The organism is Legionellales bacterium (assembly GCA_026125385.1).
Taxonomy (GTDB): Bacteria; Pseudomonadota; Gammaproteobacteria; order JAHCLG01; family JAHCLG01; genus JAHCLG01.
In genome coordinates this window covers 1-14,336 of the sequence record JAHCLG010000027.1, presented here as the reverse complement: position 1 = coordinate 14,336, position 14,336 = coordinate 1, and the positions used below count along the sequence as shown (strand labels likewise).

The window sequence follows — 14,336 nt, the reverse complement described above, 5'->3', positions numbered from 1 at the left end:
GCTTACCGTTGAAATGGGAAAAATAAGTAAACCAGTCACATTAAGAGCCCGTATTCCGTTATGCTACATACGGGCTACACTTTGCACCTTTAAGTTATGCGCTCAATTAATTTTAAATTCGATACCTTGTGCCAAAGGCAAATCATTACTCCAGTTAATCGTATTCGTTTGGCGACGCATATATGCTTGCCAAGCATCCGATCCCGATTCACGCCCGCCACCTGTTTCTTTTTCACCACCAAATGCTCCGCCAATTTCAGCACCCGACGTGCCAATATTAATATTCGCAATTCCGCAATCGCTGCCACGTGCGGAAAGAAAATATTCCGCGTGTTTCACATTAGTGGTAAATAAAGCGGAAGATAATCCTTGTTTCACATTGTTTTGCAATGCAATGGCTTCATCAAGCGTTTGATACGACATCACATAAAGAATGGGCACGAAATTTTCGTGTTGAACCATGTCCCACTCATTTTTGGCAGCAACTATGGCGGGTTCGACATAAAAACCGGGTTTATCCAACACCTTACCACCCGTTAAAATTTCACCGCCCTGTTGTTGAGCCGCGTTGAGGGTGTTGAGATAAACTTCGACGGCTTGCTTATCGATAAGTGGTCCCATTAAATTTTTGGCATCCAGCGGATCACCAATGGTAATTTGCTGATACGCATTGACTAAGCGTTTAACCACCGTGTCATAAATGGAATTATGAATTATCAAGCGTCGTGTGGTCGTACAACGTTGCCCCGCCGTTCCCACTGCGCCAAACACCACGGCGGGAATTGCTAAGGATAAATCGGCGGTTTCATCGATAATAATCGCGTTATTACCTCCTAACTCTAGAATACTTTTACCAAAACGTTTCGCCACAGTGGCGCCCACCTGGCGTCCCACGGTGGTTGAACCAGTAAACGAAATTAATGCGACACGTTCATCTTCCACAAAGCGCTGACTTAAATCGTTATTGTGAGGTATAAATAAATGAAAAATACCCTCATAACCAGATTGTTGCATCACGCTATTACAAATATGTTGCACGGCAATCGCACATAAAGGGGTTTTGGGAGAAGGCTTCCATACACTCACATTGCCGCAAATTGCAGCAAGAAATGCATTCCACGCCCACACCGCTACCGGAAAATTAAAGGCGGAAATAATGCCAACAATTCCGAGTGGTTGCCATTGCTCATACATGCGATGATCAGCGCGTTCTGAATGCATGGTTTTTCCATAAAGCATCCGCGATTGGCCGACGGCAAAATCGGCGATATCAATCATTTCTTGAACTTCACCATCGCCCTCTTGTTTGGATTTTCCCATTTCGTAAGCCACCAAACTACCCAACGCATCTTTATGTTCACGCAGCGCATTGCCCATTAAACGAATAAATTCTCCACGTTTGGGTGCAGGCACTTTGCGCCAGCTTAAAAATGCTTTTTGCGCTTGAGTGATAACACGTTCATAATCTTGTGAGGAACAGGCAAATACTTTGGCAATTTCTTTTGCATTCGTGGGAGAAACAGAAATAATATCTCCCGCATTTTGTGTGTCACTCCACTGCGCACTTCCCCAGCAGGCGCCAGAATTTTGGGGGTTTATACCAAGTTTTTTTAAAAATTCCATGATGTTCACCTCTAGTTAATTGCGTAATACGCGCCAAAACGATTCGCTAAAAATTCATCCAGATTAAATTGTTCTTGATACACTAAACCGCGATACTGTTGCGGTTGATTTAATACCATATCCACCACAGCAGTGATACCAGCGGCTGTCGTAATTTGAATGGCAGACCACGTTAACCCGGCAAGCGTCACAGGATACACTTTGTTAACATAATTTTCTTCGATTAAATGTCCGTGTTGTTTTCCCGTCACTGAAGAATATACGATAACCACATCTTGATACGTTTTAGGAACGGCATTTTCTAAAATGCGTTTTAAGGTATCGCGATCGTCGTTCAAGCGCAAATCATTCATCAATAACCGCATTTTTTTACAATGTCCCGGATAACGAATAGTTTTATAATTCATAGATCGCACCTTTCCTGCATGCAATTCTGCGAGTGATCCCAATCCACCCGATGTATTGAATGCTTCATATTCTACACCGTCTAAAATGATGGCTTCCAAGCTGCCAAGTGGTGGTAGAGTGACATTTTCACCCTGCTCAATCGCATGACAGGGATTGCCATATTCGTTGATTAATCCATCTGTTGACCAAGTTAAAGAATATTGCAAGGCATTGCTGGCATTAATGGGTAATGCACCTACGCGCATTTTTACACTATCCACCTGCTGAAAATGCGACATCAAATGATTCGCAACAATCGAAATAAATCCAGGTGCTAAGCCACATTGTGGTACAAAGGCCGTGGTGGCATGTTTAGATAATTCTTTTACTGCTTGCGTGACGCTGACGTCTTCTGTTAAATCGAAGTAATGAAGTCCCTGTTCGCAGGCGAGCTTGGCGACATCGATATTACAAAAATAAGGCAAACACGAAATAATTGCCGTGAACTGGTGTTTTTTAATGAGTGCCGTCATTTTTTCGTGATCACGCACATCGATTTCGACCGTAGAAAGATGTTGACGAATCGCTTTTAACCGAGAAATATCTGCGCCTTGAAAATGTAAATCGGCTAATACGACTTCATAGTCGTTAGTCTCCGTGAGTAAACAAGCAATTAAAGTCCCTATTTTACCCGCTCCTGCAATTAAAATTTTACGCATATAGTTTCTCTCCGTTTATACGAATCTTCATCTGAAAAATAAAATCCGATTCTCGCAGGTTTCTAGGCTAAATTCAAAAATTTGACTAAAAAAGTACGCTCGCCTTTTTTGAGTAAATCAGTATATACTTAAGAAATTTAAATACATCAACTCGATTACCATCATGCCACGTTACCTAATTTTTTTAGTGATCTTCATAGCACTTGCAGTCAATGCACAAACCACAACCCCCGCTGCCTCCACATTAAGTGAAAAAGCGGGTTTTTCAACCTGCCCGCCAATTGCAAGCTTGCAGGTCGATAATTTACGCTGGTCTGCACCCGGTGGCTGGGTAAGCTATTATCAATCCTTTGTGCAAGAGGTGGCGCATTTTAACGGCGCGCATTGGATTGGAGTAAAAATTGGAAAAGTGCTGTGCACGTATACAGGCGCGTCCCAGTACGCCTTTCCACTCACTCTGGAAAATGCAGCCTTTATTTACAAACCGATTGGTAATAAATGGGGTCAAGAGGTCAATGGTGTGGTAAATTGTCTTTCTAATAATATTAATGACTGCCCTTTTTACATTGTAAAAAAATCAAATACATTGCCCAATGAAAATGAATTATTAAATCTGAAAAAATAATTTATGCGCATTGCACTTTCACCAACCTGGGTTGTTCAGTATACTGCGATAATCACCAGGTTAAAGTAGAGATTTTCATTGGTTGTGGGGAAAACAATTATCACTCAACTCAAGAACGCTATTATAGAATGGCGGATTCTCATTTCCCATTTTCTTCAAACTATTTTAACGAAGAAGCAAACATCATGGCTACTGATAACGAGTGGCATCGTTATCTTTTTCTTTAGCGTATTTTTACCTGCTTCAGCCACTTCAATTCAGTTAATCAATCATATCGAAGGACTGCAAGATCCATTATTAAAAAATGTCAGTAAAAGCCTCACAGTCATTCAAAACAGTCATGGCAATCCGGTAGATGTCGATCTCATTCAATATTGGTATGAGCATAGTAATAAAGCCATTAAAATCGCTTTACAACCGTATGGTTATTTTACCCCTCACATAACCAGTCACTTACAGCGTATTTCACCGAATCTTTATCACGCCAATTTTACGATTGACCCGGGAGTGCCTACGATTATCCGAGAAATACAAGTTAAGATCAGTGGTGAGGGAGCAAATTTAGCACTATGGCAGCGTTTACGCGCAAGATTGCCGATTAAAGTGGGGGAAGTTTTTAATAGCGAAAACTATGAAAAATCTAAACAGCTCCTATCCGATGCGGCAAATCGACGCGGTTTTTTGCATGCAAAATTTCACGTCAGCGAAGTACAAGTTAATACCGATACCCACACGGCAGTCATTGTTTTGCAGTTTGATACGGGAATACGTTATTATTTTGGGGATTTTCATTTTCAGCAAAGTGCCTATTCAGAACGTTTTTTACGGCGTTTTATTTGGCTTAAACCGGGCGATCCTTATTCACCTTCAGAAGTCACTCGCTTGCAACAAAATTTAGTGAATAGTGGTTTTTTTCAGCAAGTGAATGTCACCCCGGAAGAAATTAATCCCAATCAACCGATTATTCCTGTTAATATCCAGCTTGCACCACTGGCCGCTCGCCAATATCTGATCGGAGGTGGCTATGGCACGGATACGGGTATTCGTGGCACGTTGGGAATTAACTTTCGCCGCGTCACTAAAACTGGCCAACAATTTAAGGGATTAATTCAAGGCTCGCAAAAAAATAGCAGTTTAATTACTGAATATACCATTCCAGGAAACGATCCTTTAACCGAACGTTACGCCATTTCAGGAGTAGTCGAAAACTCGCGCCCACAATCCTTTCAAAATCGCGTAAAAAAAATCAGTGTGAGTTATATCACCAGCCCAACTTACTGGCAACGTACCATTGCATTGAGCTATCAACAAGATATTAATCAAAATGCAGATTTTATTAATCGTCATACTCATTCACTCTATCCCAGTTTAACCTATTTTTATTTAAACGCGCGCGATCCTATCTACTCACCCAATGGTTCAAAAATCAGTATTAGCACATTAGCAGGCGCGCAATATTTAGGATCAAGCACCAGCTTTGCGCAAATTCAAACAATGGGCAAACTCATTATTAGCCCTTGGGACGGCACACGATTTTTATTTCGCGGCAATCTGGGTTTTACTGCTGTTAAAGATTCACGTAATCTTCCTTTAAGTATGCGTTTTTTTGCAGGCGGCACCAATTCGGTACGCGGCTATGGATTTGAAGATTTAGGACCAGGGACATTTTTATTAATAGGCAGCGCGGAAGCTCAACAACGTATTTATGGTAAATGGTATATCAGTACTTTTCTCGACAGTGGTAATGCCATAGATCATTTTCCTAAATTAAACGATTTAAAACGCGCTGTCGGCGCAGGTCTGGTATTTGTGACACCTGTCGGACCCATCGAATTAAGCTTAGCAAAACCGATTCATGATCCCTTTAATAAAAAATGGCGGTTACAATTTACCGTAGGACCTGATTTATGAAAGCACTTCATTACCTTACTCATAAATTATTGTGGATACCTTTATTATTTTTAATTCTATTTTTATTTTTAATCTATTCTAATCCTGGATTAACTATGATGATTTGGGTCGTTGGCAAAATTGAGCCTAGTTTATCGATAAGTGATGCGCAGGGAATGTTAGGCGGGAAAGTTCGTATTGCAAATATTGAATATCATGATCCCTCTGTCACAGTGAAGATTAACGACGCGCATGTTCATATTCATCTGCTTGCACTATTAAAAGGCCGTATTTCATTATCACCTTTAACCATGACTAAGTTAGATGTTCAGTATCACAATGACACCAGCACTCCCGCAACAAAAATGAATATTCCCTGGGAAATTAATTTGCATAAAACCCATATTGAGCACGTGATTGTCGATCAACATATTCATCTCGATAAGGTTACTCTCACGTTATTCGCCCATCATCAACACCTTGAGTTAACCAGTGATTTCGAACAAGCGCATTACAATATCGCAAAACTCCAGCGAGGAAAAATTAAATTCCAATTGGATTATCCGCGCTATTCATTACAGTCTGCAAGTCAAGTCATTCTTGGCAAGGCATTATTTGACAAGGGCATTATTCAACTACAAGGAACCGATAAAAAACTCACCCTATCGTCGCAACTGGGTAATAAAAAAGAAGATAAATTAGCCCTGCAAGGCAGTTTTTTGTTTACATCTAATTTCCAGTATCACTTTAATTTAATCACTCACGATCTCGACTTAGAAAAAATAGCGCCTTACTTACAGGGAAAATTAAATGCTAATTGGGTAGTTGCTGGCTTTAATGACGATAACATCAACAAGCTCACCCTTTCTGGCTCGGGAAAGTTGAATCAGAACCCCCTCAATAGTCAGATTAGCCTAGCATGGCTCGATCAAAATATTCATAATTTAAATGCTAAACTACAACTAGGTTCAGCAACTTTAGATTTACGTGGCGATAAATTTCAATATTGGCATTTACGTTGGCAAACACATATCCCCGATTTACAAACGATTTATGCTAATGCTTATGGCTCAATTCAGTTTAATGGGCAATTTCGTGGTACTTGGGATAATCCTAGTATCAATAGCGAATTTAACTTGAATAATTTGCATATCCCTCCACTTAGAATTGCCGCGGGAACAGGAAAAATAAGTATTAGTCAAAAAGCGCTTAAGACTTTAACGGCGGAATTTCATAACCTTCACTACCATCACCATCAGATCGATCATGCTAAACTACAAGGACACGGTGATTTGCCTAATCATCAGCTTGCGATTAATTTGCAAACTTTAAAACAAAAATTCGTTTTAAAACTGTTAGGGCACTATTCTGCGGAACAATGGCAAGCACAAACCCAACAATTACAGTGGCTAGATTCCACGCAATCTATCTGGAAGGCCACACGTTTACCCACGATTAACATATCACAGCAAGCCATGAGTATTTCACCATTCTGCTTGCAACATCATTCCCGTGCTATGTGTTTACAATTAAATTGGCAGGATCATGGTAACTGGTTAATTGCAACCAGTTTAAAAAATCTTGATTTAAATGCGCTCTTTCCTCAATTACCGAAAATAACCAGTTTATTTAATCTCCAGTTAAATCTTCACAATCATCAAAATCAATTACGTGGAAAATTAACCGCAAGCCTCACACCAGGAGAGCTACGTTATTTATTACTTGGGCAAGCGTTTACTACGCCTATTCTTCCTTCGGAATTTACCATTAATCTCGATGATCAGCATTTTAGTGCGCTGGGTAATCTACGTTTTAGTAAAAATGAAGCATTAACATTAGATCTCAAGCTACCTGGCTATCATGGTCAAGGCATCCCCACGCTCAAGCAAGCATTAACGGGAAATATTAAACTGAATTTAACTCATTTGGCGGTGTTAACCGCTTTTATTCCTGAACTACAAAATCCTCAAGGCGACATTAATTCGCAATTAACTCTGGCAGGAACGCTTGCTCATCCTACTGCAGAAGGTGATTTCAAACTCAATATTCGCCAAGCAAACATTCCCCGTCTTAACTTAACAGTTCGCGATCTTGGAATTCATTTACGCACGCAAAATGATGGGCATCTGCAATTAACCGCGGGGGTGAAATCGGAACAAGGAAATTTAGCACTTACCGGTAATGGTCTATGGAAACCAGGAGATTTTTCTCTGCAGCTAAAATTAACGGGAAAAAACGTTCTAGTGAGTAATTTACAAGAAGCCACTATTTATGCCTCACCGGATTTAGATATTGCGATTAAACAAAATTCCATGCATTTAACTGGAAATATTTTTATTCCAAAAGCCAACATTTTACCGGATGATTTTAAAGCAGCGGCGATGGTAGCCGATGATATTGTGATTGTGAATCGTCAAAAACCACAAAGCGAAAATATACCGTATCAATTATTCAGTAAAATTAAATTAATATTAGGTGATGATGTGAATTTAAAATACAGCGGCATTGAAGCCAAACTCAATGGCGCAATTACCATTACTGATAATGAAAACGCCATTACCACTGCCGTCGGTGATTTAAAAACCACAGAAGGACATTTTAAAGCCTACGGCCAAAAATTAATTTTAAAACGCGGGAGATTAATTTTTAATGGTGGCCCCATCACCAACCCTGGACTTGATATTCAAGCAATAAAAGTTATCCATACCGATGCCGCCAATTCACAATTAAATTTAACTGCATTAGATTTAAATAATGCTAATTTATTTGTTTCGCAAACTCCAACCTTAATTCTTGGAGTGAATGTTCAAAATACTTTAAAAAAACCTGTAGTTAGCTTTTTTTCTCAACCCTCAGGATTAACTCAAGCCGATATTTTATCGTATTTATTAGTCGGACGCCCTGCCAATCAAGCGACACGTGCTGATCAACAAACTTTGCTAACCGCTGTTTCTGCCTTAAATTTAGGTGATGCGGGTTTAGGTGGCATGACCGATCAATTAAAAAATGCTTTTGGTTTAAATGAGCTTAGTGTGGAATCGGATTCTGAACTCGATAAAAATGATAATTTAATTCAAAATACTTCTTTAGTCTTAGGGAAATATTTAACCCCTAGATTATACATCAATTACAGCATTGGTTTATTGCAACCGATTAATACTTTTCGCGCACGCTATACTTTATCAAAACGTTGGGTGGTGCAAGCAGAAACAAACAGTTTGGGGCATGGAGTAGATTTATTTTATTCTTTGGAAAATTGAGCGAGTTGACAATGCTACTATCGCTCAGCGTAGCTCATCGTTTTTTGTGCTCCTCTACTTATTTATTCTGTTTATGACGAAATACTTTTTGACAATAAGTGGGCTTTAAGTAAATTAAACTCACCAATGCCGCAACTAAAAAACTCACGGGTAAAATCAACATTGCTAGCTGATAATCTTCACTGGAATACACTGGCACACCGTGATGCATTTCGCCACTAAAACTTTGTTGTAAAATTAAACCGATTAATAATTGGCAAACCGGGCCGCCCACTACCACCATCATATTATTAAAGCCCATGGCGGTACCGATTTGCTTTTGCGGAATGTGATCTTGGATTAAAGCGAAACTTAAACACGTGCCCGATCCGCTTAAACCAAAACAGAATAAAAATATTCCGATTAATACGGGATTTAAATCGGGCATGTATAATAATGCGCTAATTGAAAATGCGCCTAATATACTATAAACAATTAAAGGAATTTGGCGGCGACGCAGGCGCATGGAAAGCCAACCAATCAGCGGCGCGCCTACGGCTGTTCCTAACCACATTAAGGTGGTTAGGCTTGTTACCAAGGTTGCAGAAATACCATAATGGACTTGTAAAAAAGGCACACCCCATAATGAACCAAATGAAATCACCGGCGCCCATAGTAGCAACGCCACTAAACCAATAATCCAAATTTGATTTTTTCTTAATATTTTTTTCAATTGGCGTAGTGGATGTTGAGAAATTCGCCGTACGTGTCGAGCGCCGATGCTAGCAGGTTTGTCGCGCACAATTAACAAGACAAATACTGATAAAATTAAGCCGATAAGGCTGAAACCAAACATCGTATCGCGCCAACCCATGTGATTAATGACATAAAGTAAAGGGGTTTGACCAACCATTGCGCCCAAGGCACCGGTGAGTTCGGTGATCCCTACTAATAAACTGAAAGAAGCCGGCGGAAACCATCTCACGGCTAAAAATAGCACGCTGACATAAGCAAACGCGGCACTCATGCCCATCAAGATTTCACCAATGCTCAAGAAAATAGCATGATGGGAGACTGCAAATAATGTGGCACCCACACTACAGGTTAATAATGCGGCCGTCATTAAACGCCGAGGACCTATTCTGTCGAGCAGCACACCCACTGGAATTTGCATGGCGGCATAGGCATAAAAAAAACAACCTGTAATTGCGCTTAAGCTTAAGGCATTGAGTTTTAATTCGTTAACTAATGAATTGCCCATGACTGAGGGCACAACTTGCAACATGAAGCCGAAAAAATCAAAAAGTAATGCTAGCCCAAAAATAATAATAGGCAGCAATCCCATGTTCGAGGGAGATTTGGCAGTCGCTGTGAGATCGCGTGTTAACATAATTTATACCATCCACATGATGTGGTTTTATTGCTGCGTATTGTTGAAAACAGAGTTGAATCAAAGCTTGTGCATCCAGTTTGAAAACCTAGTTATGTTAACACATTAAACTTTGCTGACAAGAGCAAACTCAGAGATTTTCTGTAAGAAATTGGAGAGTGACTTGCAAATGCACTTATAACGAGATTAACATTTTCGCCATGCGGCGCCGAGTATCGATGGGTGCATTATATAAAGTGAACTCTTCCACGCCAATGTAACCTGCTTTTTCATACATAGTGACAGCCGAATGATTATCTAAAAAAGCCACTAATTGCGTTTGCAACGCACCCAATTCCCGCGATTCTTTTTCAAAAAGTTTTAAGGCTTCACGCGCAAAACCATGCCGGCGAAATTTAGGAAAAACATAAATATAGAGCAGCACTGAGATATGATAACGTGGCTCCATTTTAAACCACATATAACCCACATGCAGAACGTCCGAATAAATTAAATAAATACGATCATTGTCGGGGTTTTTTTCTTGATGAATATACCCCATCACTTCATCTCGCGAACCTTTACGTGCCGCTTCCAGAGTAGAAAATTCTTTTACTCGAAATAAATCTTGCGCATATTCTTCGATGGAATGGTCAATGAGTTGTTGTTTTTCTTCTGCTGTTGGTAATTTAAAACGAATCATAGTGTCCCCGATTTATCGTTGCTATTTGCACTAATGTTAGCATATACCCAACGCTCATCAATAAAAAGATAAACCACTCGCCATCTTTTTATCCCGCATCTTCATTGGCGAGCGGTATAGTACCTTCTTGTTGAATACTATACAATAGCAGCTCTGCCCCGGTAGCTCAGTTGGATAGAGCAATCCCCTCCTAAGGGATAGGTCAGAGGTTCAACTCCTCTTCGGGGCGCGAGAATAACCGATGAATTATCTCAAATTATAATGACCCCTATTAGATTGGATTTTTTTTTAAATGGCGTCCCCAAGGGGATTACTCGGCGCCTCCTGCGCCTCGCCCTCCGGGCTCGCTGCGCTCGTTCAAAATCGCTCCCGGCGATTTTGTCAAACCTTAATCAGGGGTTCAATCCCATAGTGACACAAGTTAAAAAAAAATCCAACCTAATACAAGAGGCGCTGCGCTTTTGCTCTTGTATTAGGTTGGATTTTTTTTTAAATGGCGTCCCCAAGGGGATTCGAACCCCTGTTGTCGCCGTGAAAGGGCGATGTCCTAGGCCTCTAGACGATGGGGACTTGTACTCTAACTAATGATGGAATGTTGAAATATTTTTTAAAAAATATTTCATTCTTCAACCATTCACTCATTTTTCTGGAGCTAAGCGGGATCGAACCGCTGACCTCTTGCATGCCATGCAAGCGCTCTCCCAGCTGAGCTATAGCCCCATAACGGGTCCGGCGGAGCCGGTTTCCGGGAACCGAAGCGGCGTTGCCGTTCGGTGTGGCGGCTTATTACTTCCGGTCTCCGGAGATGGCAAGCCGAAAAATGAAATCCGGCCGATTTTTTTGAAACCGGCCGGAAAATCAAAATCTTAAGCTTCGTCTTCGTCGCCGGTCACGCCGATGAGACCGGTCATGTCCTCATCGTCGTCGTCTTCGTCCTGCTCGAGGAACGTGTCGTCCTCGTCGCCGTCGATCTCAACGTCGTCGTCGCCGAGATCCGGCAGGTCGTCGCCGCCTGCTGCATCCTCGTCGGCGTCCTCGAGCGAAACGAGCTCGACTTCCGTGTTCTCCGTATCGACTTCGTTGACGTCCTCGTCCTCATCCTTTTCGAGGACAGCCGCCGCCGACGTTTCCTCGAAGAAGGAGAGCGGATAGGACTTGCCCGTATAGGGGGAAACGATCGGATCGCGGTTCAGGTCGTAGAATTTCCTGCCGGTTTCCGGATCGATGCGTTTGGTTCCGAGTTCCGCTTTTGCCACAGTCAAAGCCTTCTCTGTGCCGTATGTTTCCGGCGGGGCCGGGGGAGGCCGGCGCGTTGAACGGTAAAATGATTAGCCGGTCCCCATAATCGTCTTGGGCAATCCTGTCAAAGCCTAACTTGGGGCAGGCGCCGTGCAGACCTCGCGATGATAGTTTCTCAGACGGGATGATGACGCTTTAAATCGTTTGTGGTAGCAAGCCCGCGTTCTCCCCGGGTGATCCCCTCCGGGGAGCCGTGGATGTATATAAGGAAGACGACCATGTCGCATGGCGCCAGTGCACGGCCCGCAACCGCCCGCAAATCCTCCGGCCTGTCCGGGACCGTCCGCATCCCCGGCGACAAGTCGATTTCCCACCGCTCCTTCATGTTCGGCGGCCTTGCCAGCGGCGAGACGCGCATCACGGGCCTGCTCGAAGGCGAGGACGTGATCAATACGGGCAAGGCCATGCAGGCGATGGGCGCGAAGATCCGCAAGGACGGCGACACCTGGATCATCAACGGCCTCGGCAACGGCGCGCTGCTCGCGCCCGAAGCGCCGCTCGATTTCGGCAATGCCGGCACCGGCTGCCGCCTCACCATGGGCCTCGTCGGCGTCTATGATTTCGATTCGACGTTCATCGGCGACGCCTCGCTCACCAAGCGTCCGATGGGCCGCGTCCTCAATCCGCTGCGCGAAATGGGCGTGCAGGTGACGTCCGCCGATGGCGACCGCCTGCCGGTCACGCTGCGCGGGCCGAAGACGCCGACGCCGATCACCTATCGCGTGCCGATGGCCTCCGCACAGGTGAAGTCCGCCGTGCTGCTCGCCGGCCTCAACACGCCCGGCGTCACCACCGTCATAGAGCCGGTCATGACACGTGACCATACCGAAAAGATGCTGCAGGGTTTCGGCGCCAACCTTACCGTCGAGACGGATGCGGACGGCGTGCGCACGATCCGCCTCGAAGGCCAGGGAAAGCTCACCGGCCAGGTGATCGACGTGCCGGGCGACCCGTCCTCGACGGCCTTCCCGCTGGTCGCGGCGCTGCTCGTGCCGGATTCGGATGTGACGATCCTCAACGTGCTGATGAACCCGACCCGCACAGGCCTCATCCTGACGCTGCAGGAAATGGGCGCCAATATCGAGGTGCTGAACCCGCGCCTTGCCGGCGGCGAGGACGTGGCGGATCTTCGCGTGCGCTCCTCGGTGCTGAAGGGCGTCACGGTGCCGGAAGACCGCGCGCCGTCGATGATCGACGAATATCCGGTTCTCGCCGTCGCGGCGGCCTTCGCGGAGGGCACGACCGTCATGAACGGCCTGGAAGAGCTGCGCGTCAAGGAAAGCGACCGCCTCTCGGCCGTCGCGGTCGGCCTGAAGCTCAACGGCGTCGATTGCGACGAGGGCGAAGCATCGCTCGTCGTGCGCGGCCGCCCGGACGGCAAGGGCCTCGGCAATGCCTCTGGCGCCGCCGTCGCCACCCATCTCGACCACCGCATCGCCATGAGCTTCCTCGTCATGGGCCTCGTCTCGGAAAACCCGGTCACGGTGGATGACGCGACGATGATCGCCACGAGCTTTCCGGAGTTCATGAACCTCATGACCGGATTGGGTGCGCATATCGAATAAAGGGGCTTCGGGTTTGAGAAGAACAGGCGCGAGGGCATTGCGCATCGCGCTTGTCTTTTCTCTTTTGACCGCGCTCACGCAGATTGGCGGAGTGTCATACCTCGCCGGGCGCTGGCTGGCCCATCGGGGCGAGATCACCCGGCGCTCGACCCGTCTTGCGGTTTTCCTGCTGTTGTATGCTTCGGCTACGATCGCGGCGTCGTTTACAGCACCGTTTTTCGGGCGTGTGCCGTTGTCCTGTTTTGGCGACGGCAGTTTGCAGATTCAGTCTCCGCTTTATTGCGCCCTGAATCGGAACTTCGTCACCACGGAAGCCAAACGCGCTGCAGAAGCGCTCTCGGTGGCCATAGACCTGGAATTCCCCGGGACTATCACGCTTGTTCTCGATGCCAATTTTCCGTTCCTGGACGGCTTCCCGCTTCTGCCCCATCTATCACACGACGACGGACGGAAGCTCGACATCGCGTTTTACTATCGCGACGAGAAGGGGACGCCGCTGAACAGGGCCGTACGCTCACCAATCGGCTACTTCGCTTTCGAAGAGCCTGCGCCCGGCACGCAGTTGCCCTGCGCCGAACGTGACGATCTCTTGACACTTCGGTGGAACATGGGGTTTCTGCAAGGGTTTTTTCCTGCGTGGATGCTGGACGAAGCGAGAACGGGTGCAGCCTTGCGCTGGCTTGCCTTGGAGGGACCGGAATTCGGTGTGGAACGGATTTTCATTGAGCCGCATCTGGCCCAGCGCCTCGGTGTTGTCCATCCGAACGTGCGGTTCCAGGGATGCCGGGCTGCACGCCATGACGATCACATCCATTTTCAGGTGACGGAATGACTTTCACAATCGCCATCGATGGCCCCGCTGCCGCGGGCAAGGGAACGCTGTCGCGCCGCATTGCGGAGGATTATGGCTTTCATCA

Annotated in this window: 11 protein-coding genes and 3 tRNA genes; 7 read left to right on the top strand and 7 right to left on the bottom strand. The window is 45.1% G+C overall.

Annotation, left to right across the window (positions count from 1 at the left end; all coding sequences use genetic code 11):
* Window positions 1-102 precede the first annotated feature (102 nt).
* A complete protein-coding gene (locus KIT27_09745; protein MCW5589924.1) occupies window positions 103-1,623 on the bottom strand; it encodes an aldehyde dehydrogenase family protein in 1,521 nt (506 codons plus the stop codon).
* An 11-nt stretch (window positions 1,624-1,634) separates the two neighbouring features.
* A complete protein-coding gene (locus tag KIT27_09740; GenBank protein MCW5589923.1) occupies window positions 1,635-2,729 on the bottom strand; it encodes a saccharopine dehydrogenase NADP-binding domain-containing protein in 1,095 nt (364 codons plus the stop codon).
* A 163-nt stretch (window positions 2,730-2,892) separates the two neighbouring features.
* On the opposite strand from KIT27_09740, the gene eirA reads away from it, so the two are divergent.
* From eirA to KIT27_09725, 3 genes are all read left to right on the top strand, one after another.
* Complete coding sequence (gene eirA / locus KIT27_09735; protein MCW5589922.1) at window positions 2,893-3,354, top strand: T4SS-associated protein EirA; 462 nt, start codon at window positions 2,893-2,895, stop codon at window positions 3,352-3,354.
* Between the two features lie 84 nt (window positions 3,355-3,438).
* Entirely contained in the window at window positions 3,439-5,265 is a 1,827-nt protein-coding gene (locus KIT27_09730; protein MCW5589921.1) for a BamA/TamA family outer membrane protein, read from the top strand.
* On the top strand, window positions 5,262-8,504 hold the full coding sequence (locus KIT27_09725; protein ID MCW5589920.1) for a translocation/assembly module TamB domain-containing protein: 3,243 nt from the start codon (window positions 5,262-5,264) through the stop codon (window positions 8,502-8,504). The genes KIT27_09730 and KIT27_09725 overlap by 4 nt, the downstream gene beginning before the upstream one ends.
* A 58-nt stretch (window positions 8,505-8,562) precedes the next feature.
* On the opposite strand, the gene KIT27_09720 is transcribed toward KIT27_09725, so the two are convergent.
* Complete coding sequence (locus KIT27_09720) at window positions 8,563-9,873, bottom strand: MFS transporter (protein MCW5589919.1); 1,311 nt, start codon at window positions 9,871-9,873, stop codon at window positions 8,563-8,565.
* Between the two features lie 175 nt (window positions 9,874-10,048).
* Entirely contained in the window at window positions 10,049-10,555 is a 507-nt protein-coding gene (locus KIT27_09715; GenBank protein MCW5589918.1) for a GNAT family N-acetyltransferase, read from the bottom strand.
* A gap of 155 nt (window positions 10,556-10,710) precedes the next feature.
* Between KIT27_09715 and KIT27_09710 the strand changes: the two genes are divergently transcribed.
* Window positions 10,711-10,784 (top strand) — tRNA-Arg (locus KIT27_09710).
* A gap of 265 nt (window positions 10,785-11,049) precedes the next feature.
* Here the strand turns inward: KIT27_09710 and KIT27_09705 are convergent.
* The 3 genes from KIT27_09705 to KIT27_09695 form a co-directional block, all read right to left on the bottom strand.
* A tRNA-Glu gene (locus KIT27_09705) sits at window positions 11,050-11,125 on the bottom strand.
* Window positions 11,126-11,202: 77 nt separating this feature from the next.
* Window positions 11,203-11,275, bottom strand: a tRNA-Ala gene (locus KIT27_09700).
* A gap of 146 nt (window positions 11,276-11,421) precedes the next feature.
* The gene (locus tag KIT27_09695) at window positions 11,422-11,811 is read right to left on the bottom strand and encodes a TIGR02300 family protein (GenBank protein ID MCW5589917.1); all 390 of its coding nucleotides are present in this window, start codon (window positions 11,809-11,811) and stop codon (window positions 11,422-11,424) included.
* Window positions 11,812-12,072: 261 nt separating this feature from the next.
* On the opposite strand from KIT27_09695, the gene aroA reads away from it, so the two are divergent.
* From aroA to KIT27_09680, 3 genes are all read left to right on the top strand, one after another.
* On the top strand, window positions 12,073-13,419 hold the full coding sequence (gene aroA, locus KIT27_09690) for a 3-phosphoshikimate 1-carboxyvinyltransferase (protein MCW5589916.1): 1,347 nt from the start codon (window positions 12,073-12,075) through the stop codon (window positions 13,417-13,419).
* Between the two features lie 13 nt (window positions 13,420-13,432).
* Window positions 13,433-14,251, top strand: coding sequence for a hypothetical protein (locus KIT27_09685; GenBank protein MCW5589915.1), 819 nt, complete (start codon window positions 13,433-13,435; stop codon window positions 14,249-14,251).
* A partial coding sequence (locus KIT27_09680; protein ID MCW5589914.1) for a (d)CMP kinase occupies window positions 14,248-14,336 on the top strand: 89 nt, incomplete at its 3' end. The genes KIT27_09685 and KIT27_09680, both read left to right, overlap by 4 nt.

What these genes read in the sequence shown, in the direction of transcription:
- KIT27_09745 (MCW5589924.1), bottom strand. Translation starts at nt 1,623, where the DNA reads ATGGAATTTTTAAAAAAACTTGGTATAAACCCCCAAAATTCTGGCGCC.
- KIT27_09740 (MCW5589923.1), bottom strand. Translation starts at nt 2,729, where the DNA reads ATGCGTAAAATTTTAATTGCAGGAGCGGGTAAAATAGGGACTTTAATT.
- eirA (MCW5589922.1), top strand. Translation starts at nt 2,893, where the DNA reads ATGCCACGTTACCTAATTTTTTTAGTGATCTTCATAGCACTTGCAGTC.
- KIT27_09725 (MCW5589920.1), top strand. Translation starts at nt 5,262, where the DNA reads ATGAAAGCACTTCATTACCTTACTCATAAATTATTGTGGATACCTTTA.
- KIT27_09720 (MCW5589919.1), bottom strand. Translation starts at nt 9,873, where the DNA reads ATGTTAACACGCGATCTCACAGCGACTGCCAAATCTCCCTCGAACATG.
- KIT27_09715 (MCW5589918.1), bottom strand. Translation starts at nt 10,555, where the DNA reads ATGATTCGTTTTAAATTACCAACAGCAGAAGAAAAACAACAACTCATT.
- aroA (MCW5589916.1), top strand. Translation starts at nt 12,073, where the DNA reads ATGTCGCATGGCGCCAGTGCACGGCCCGCAACCGCCCGCAAATCCTCC.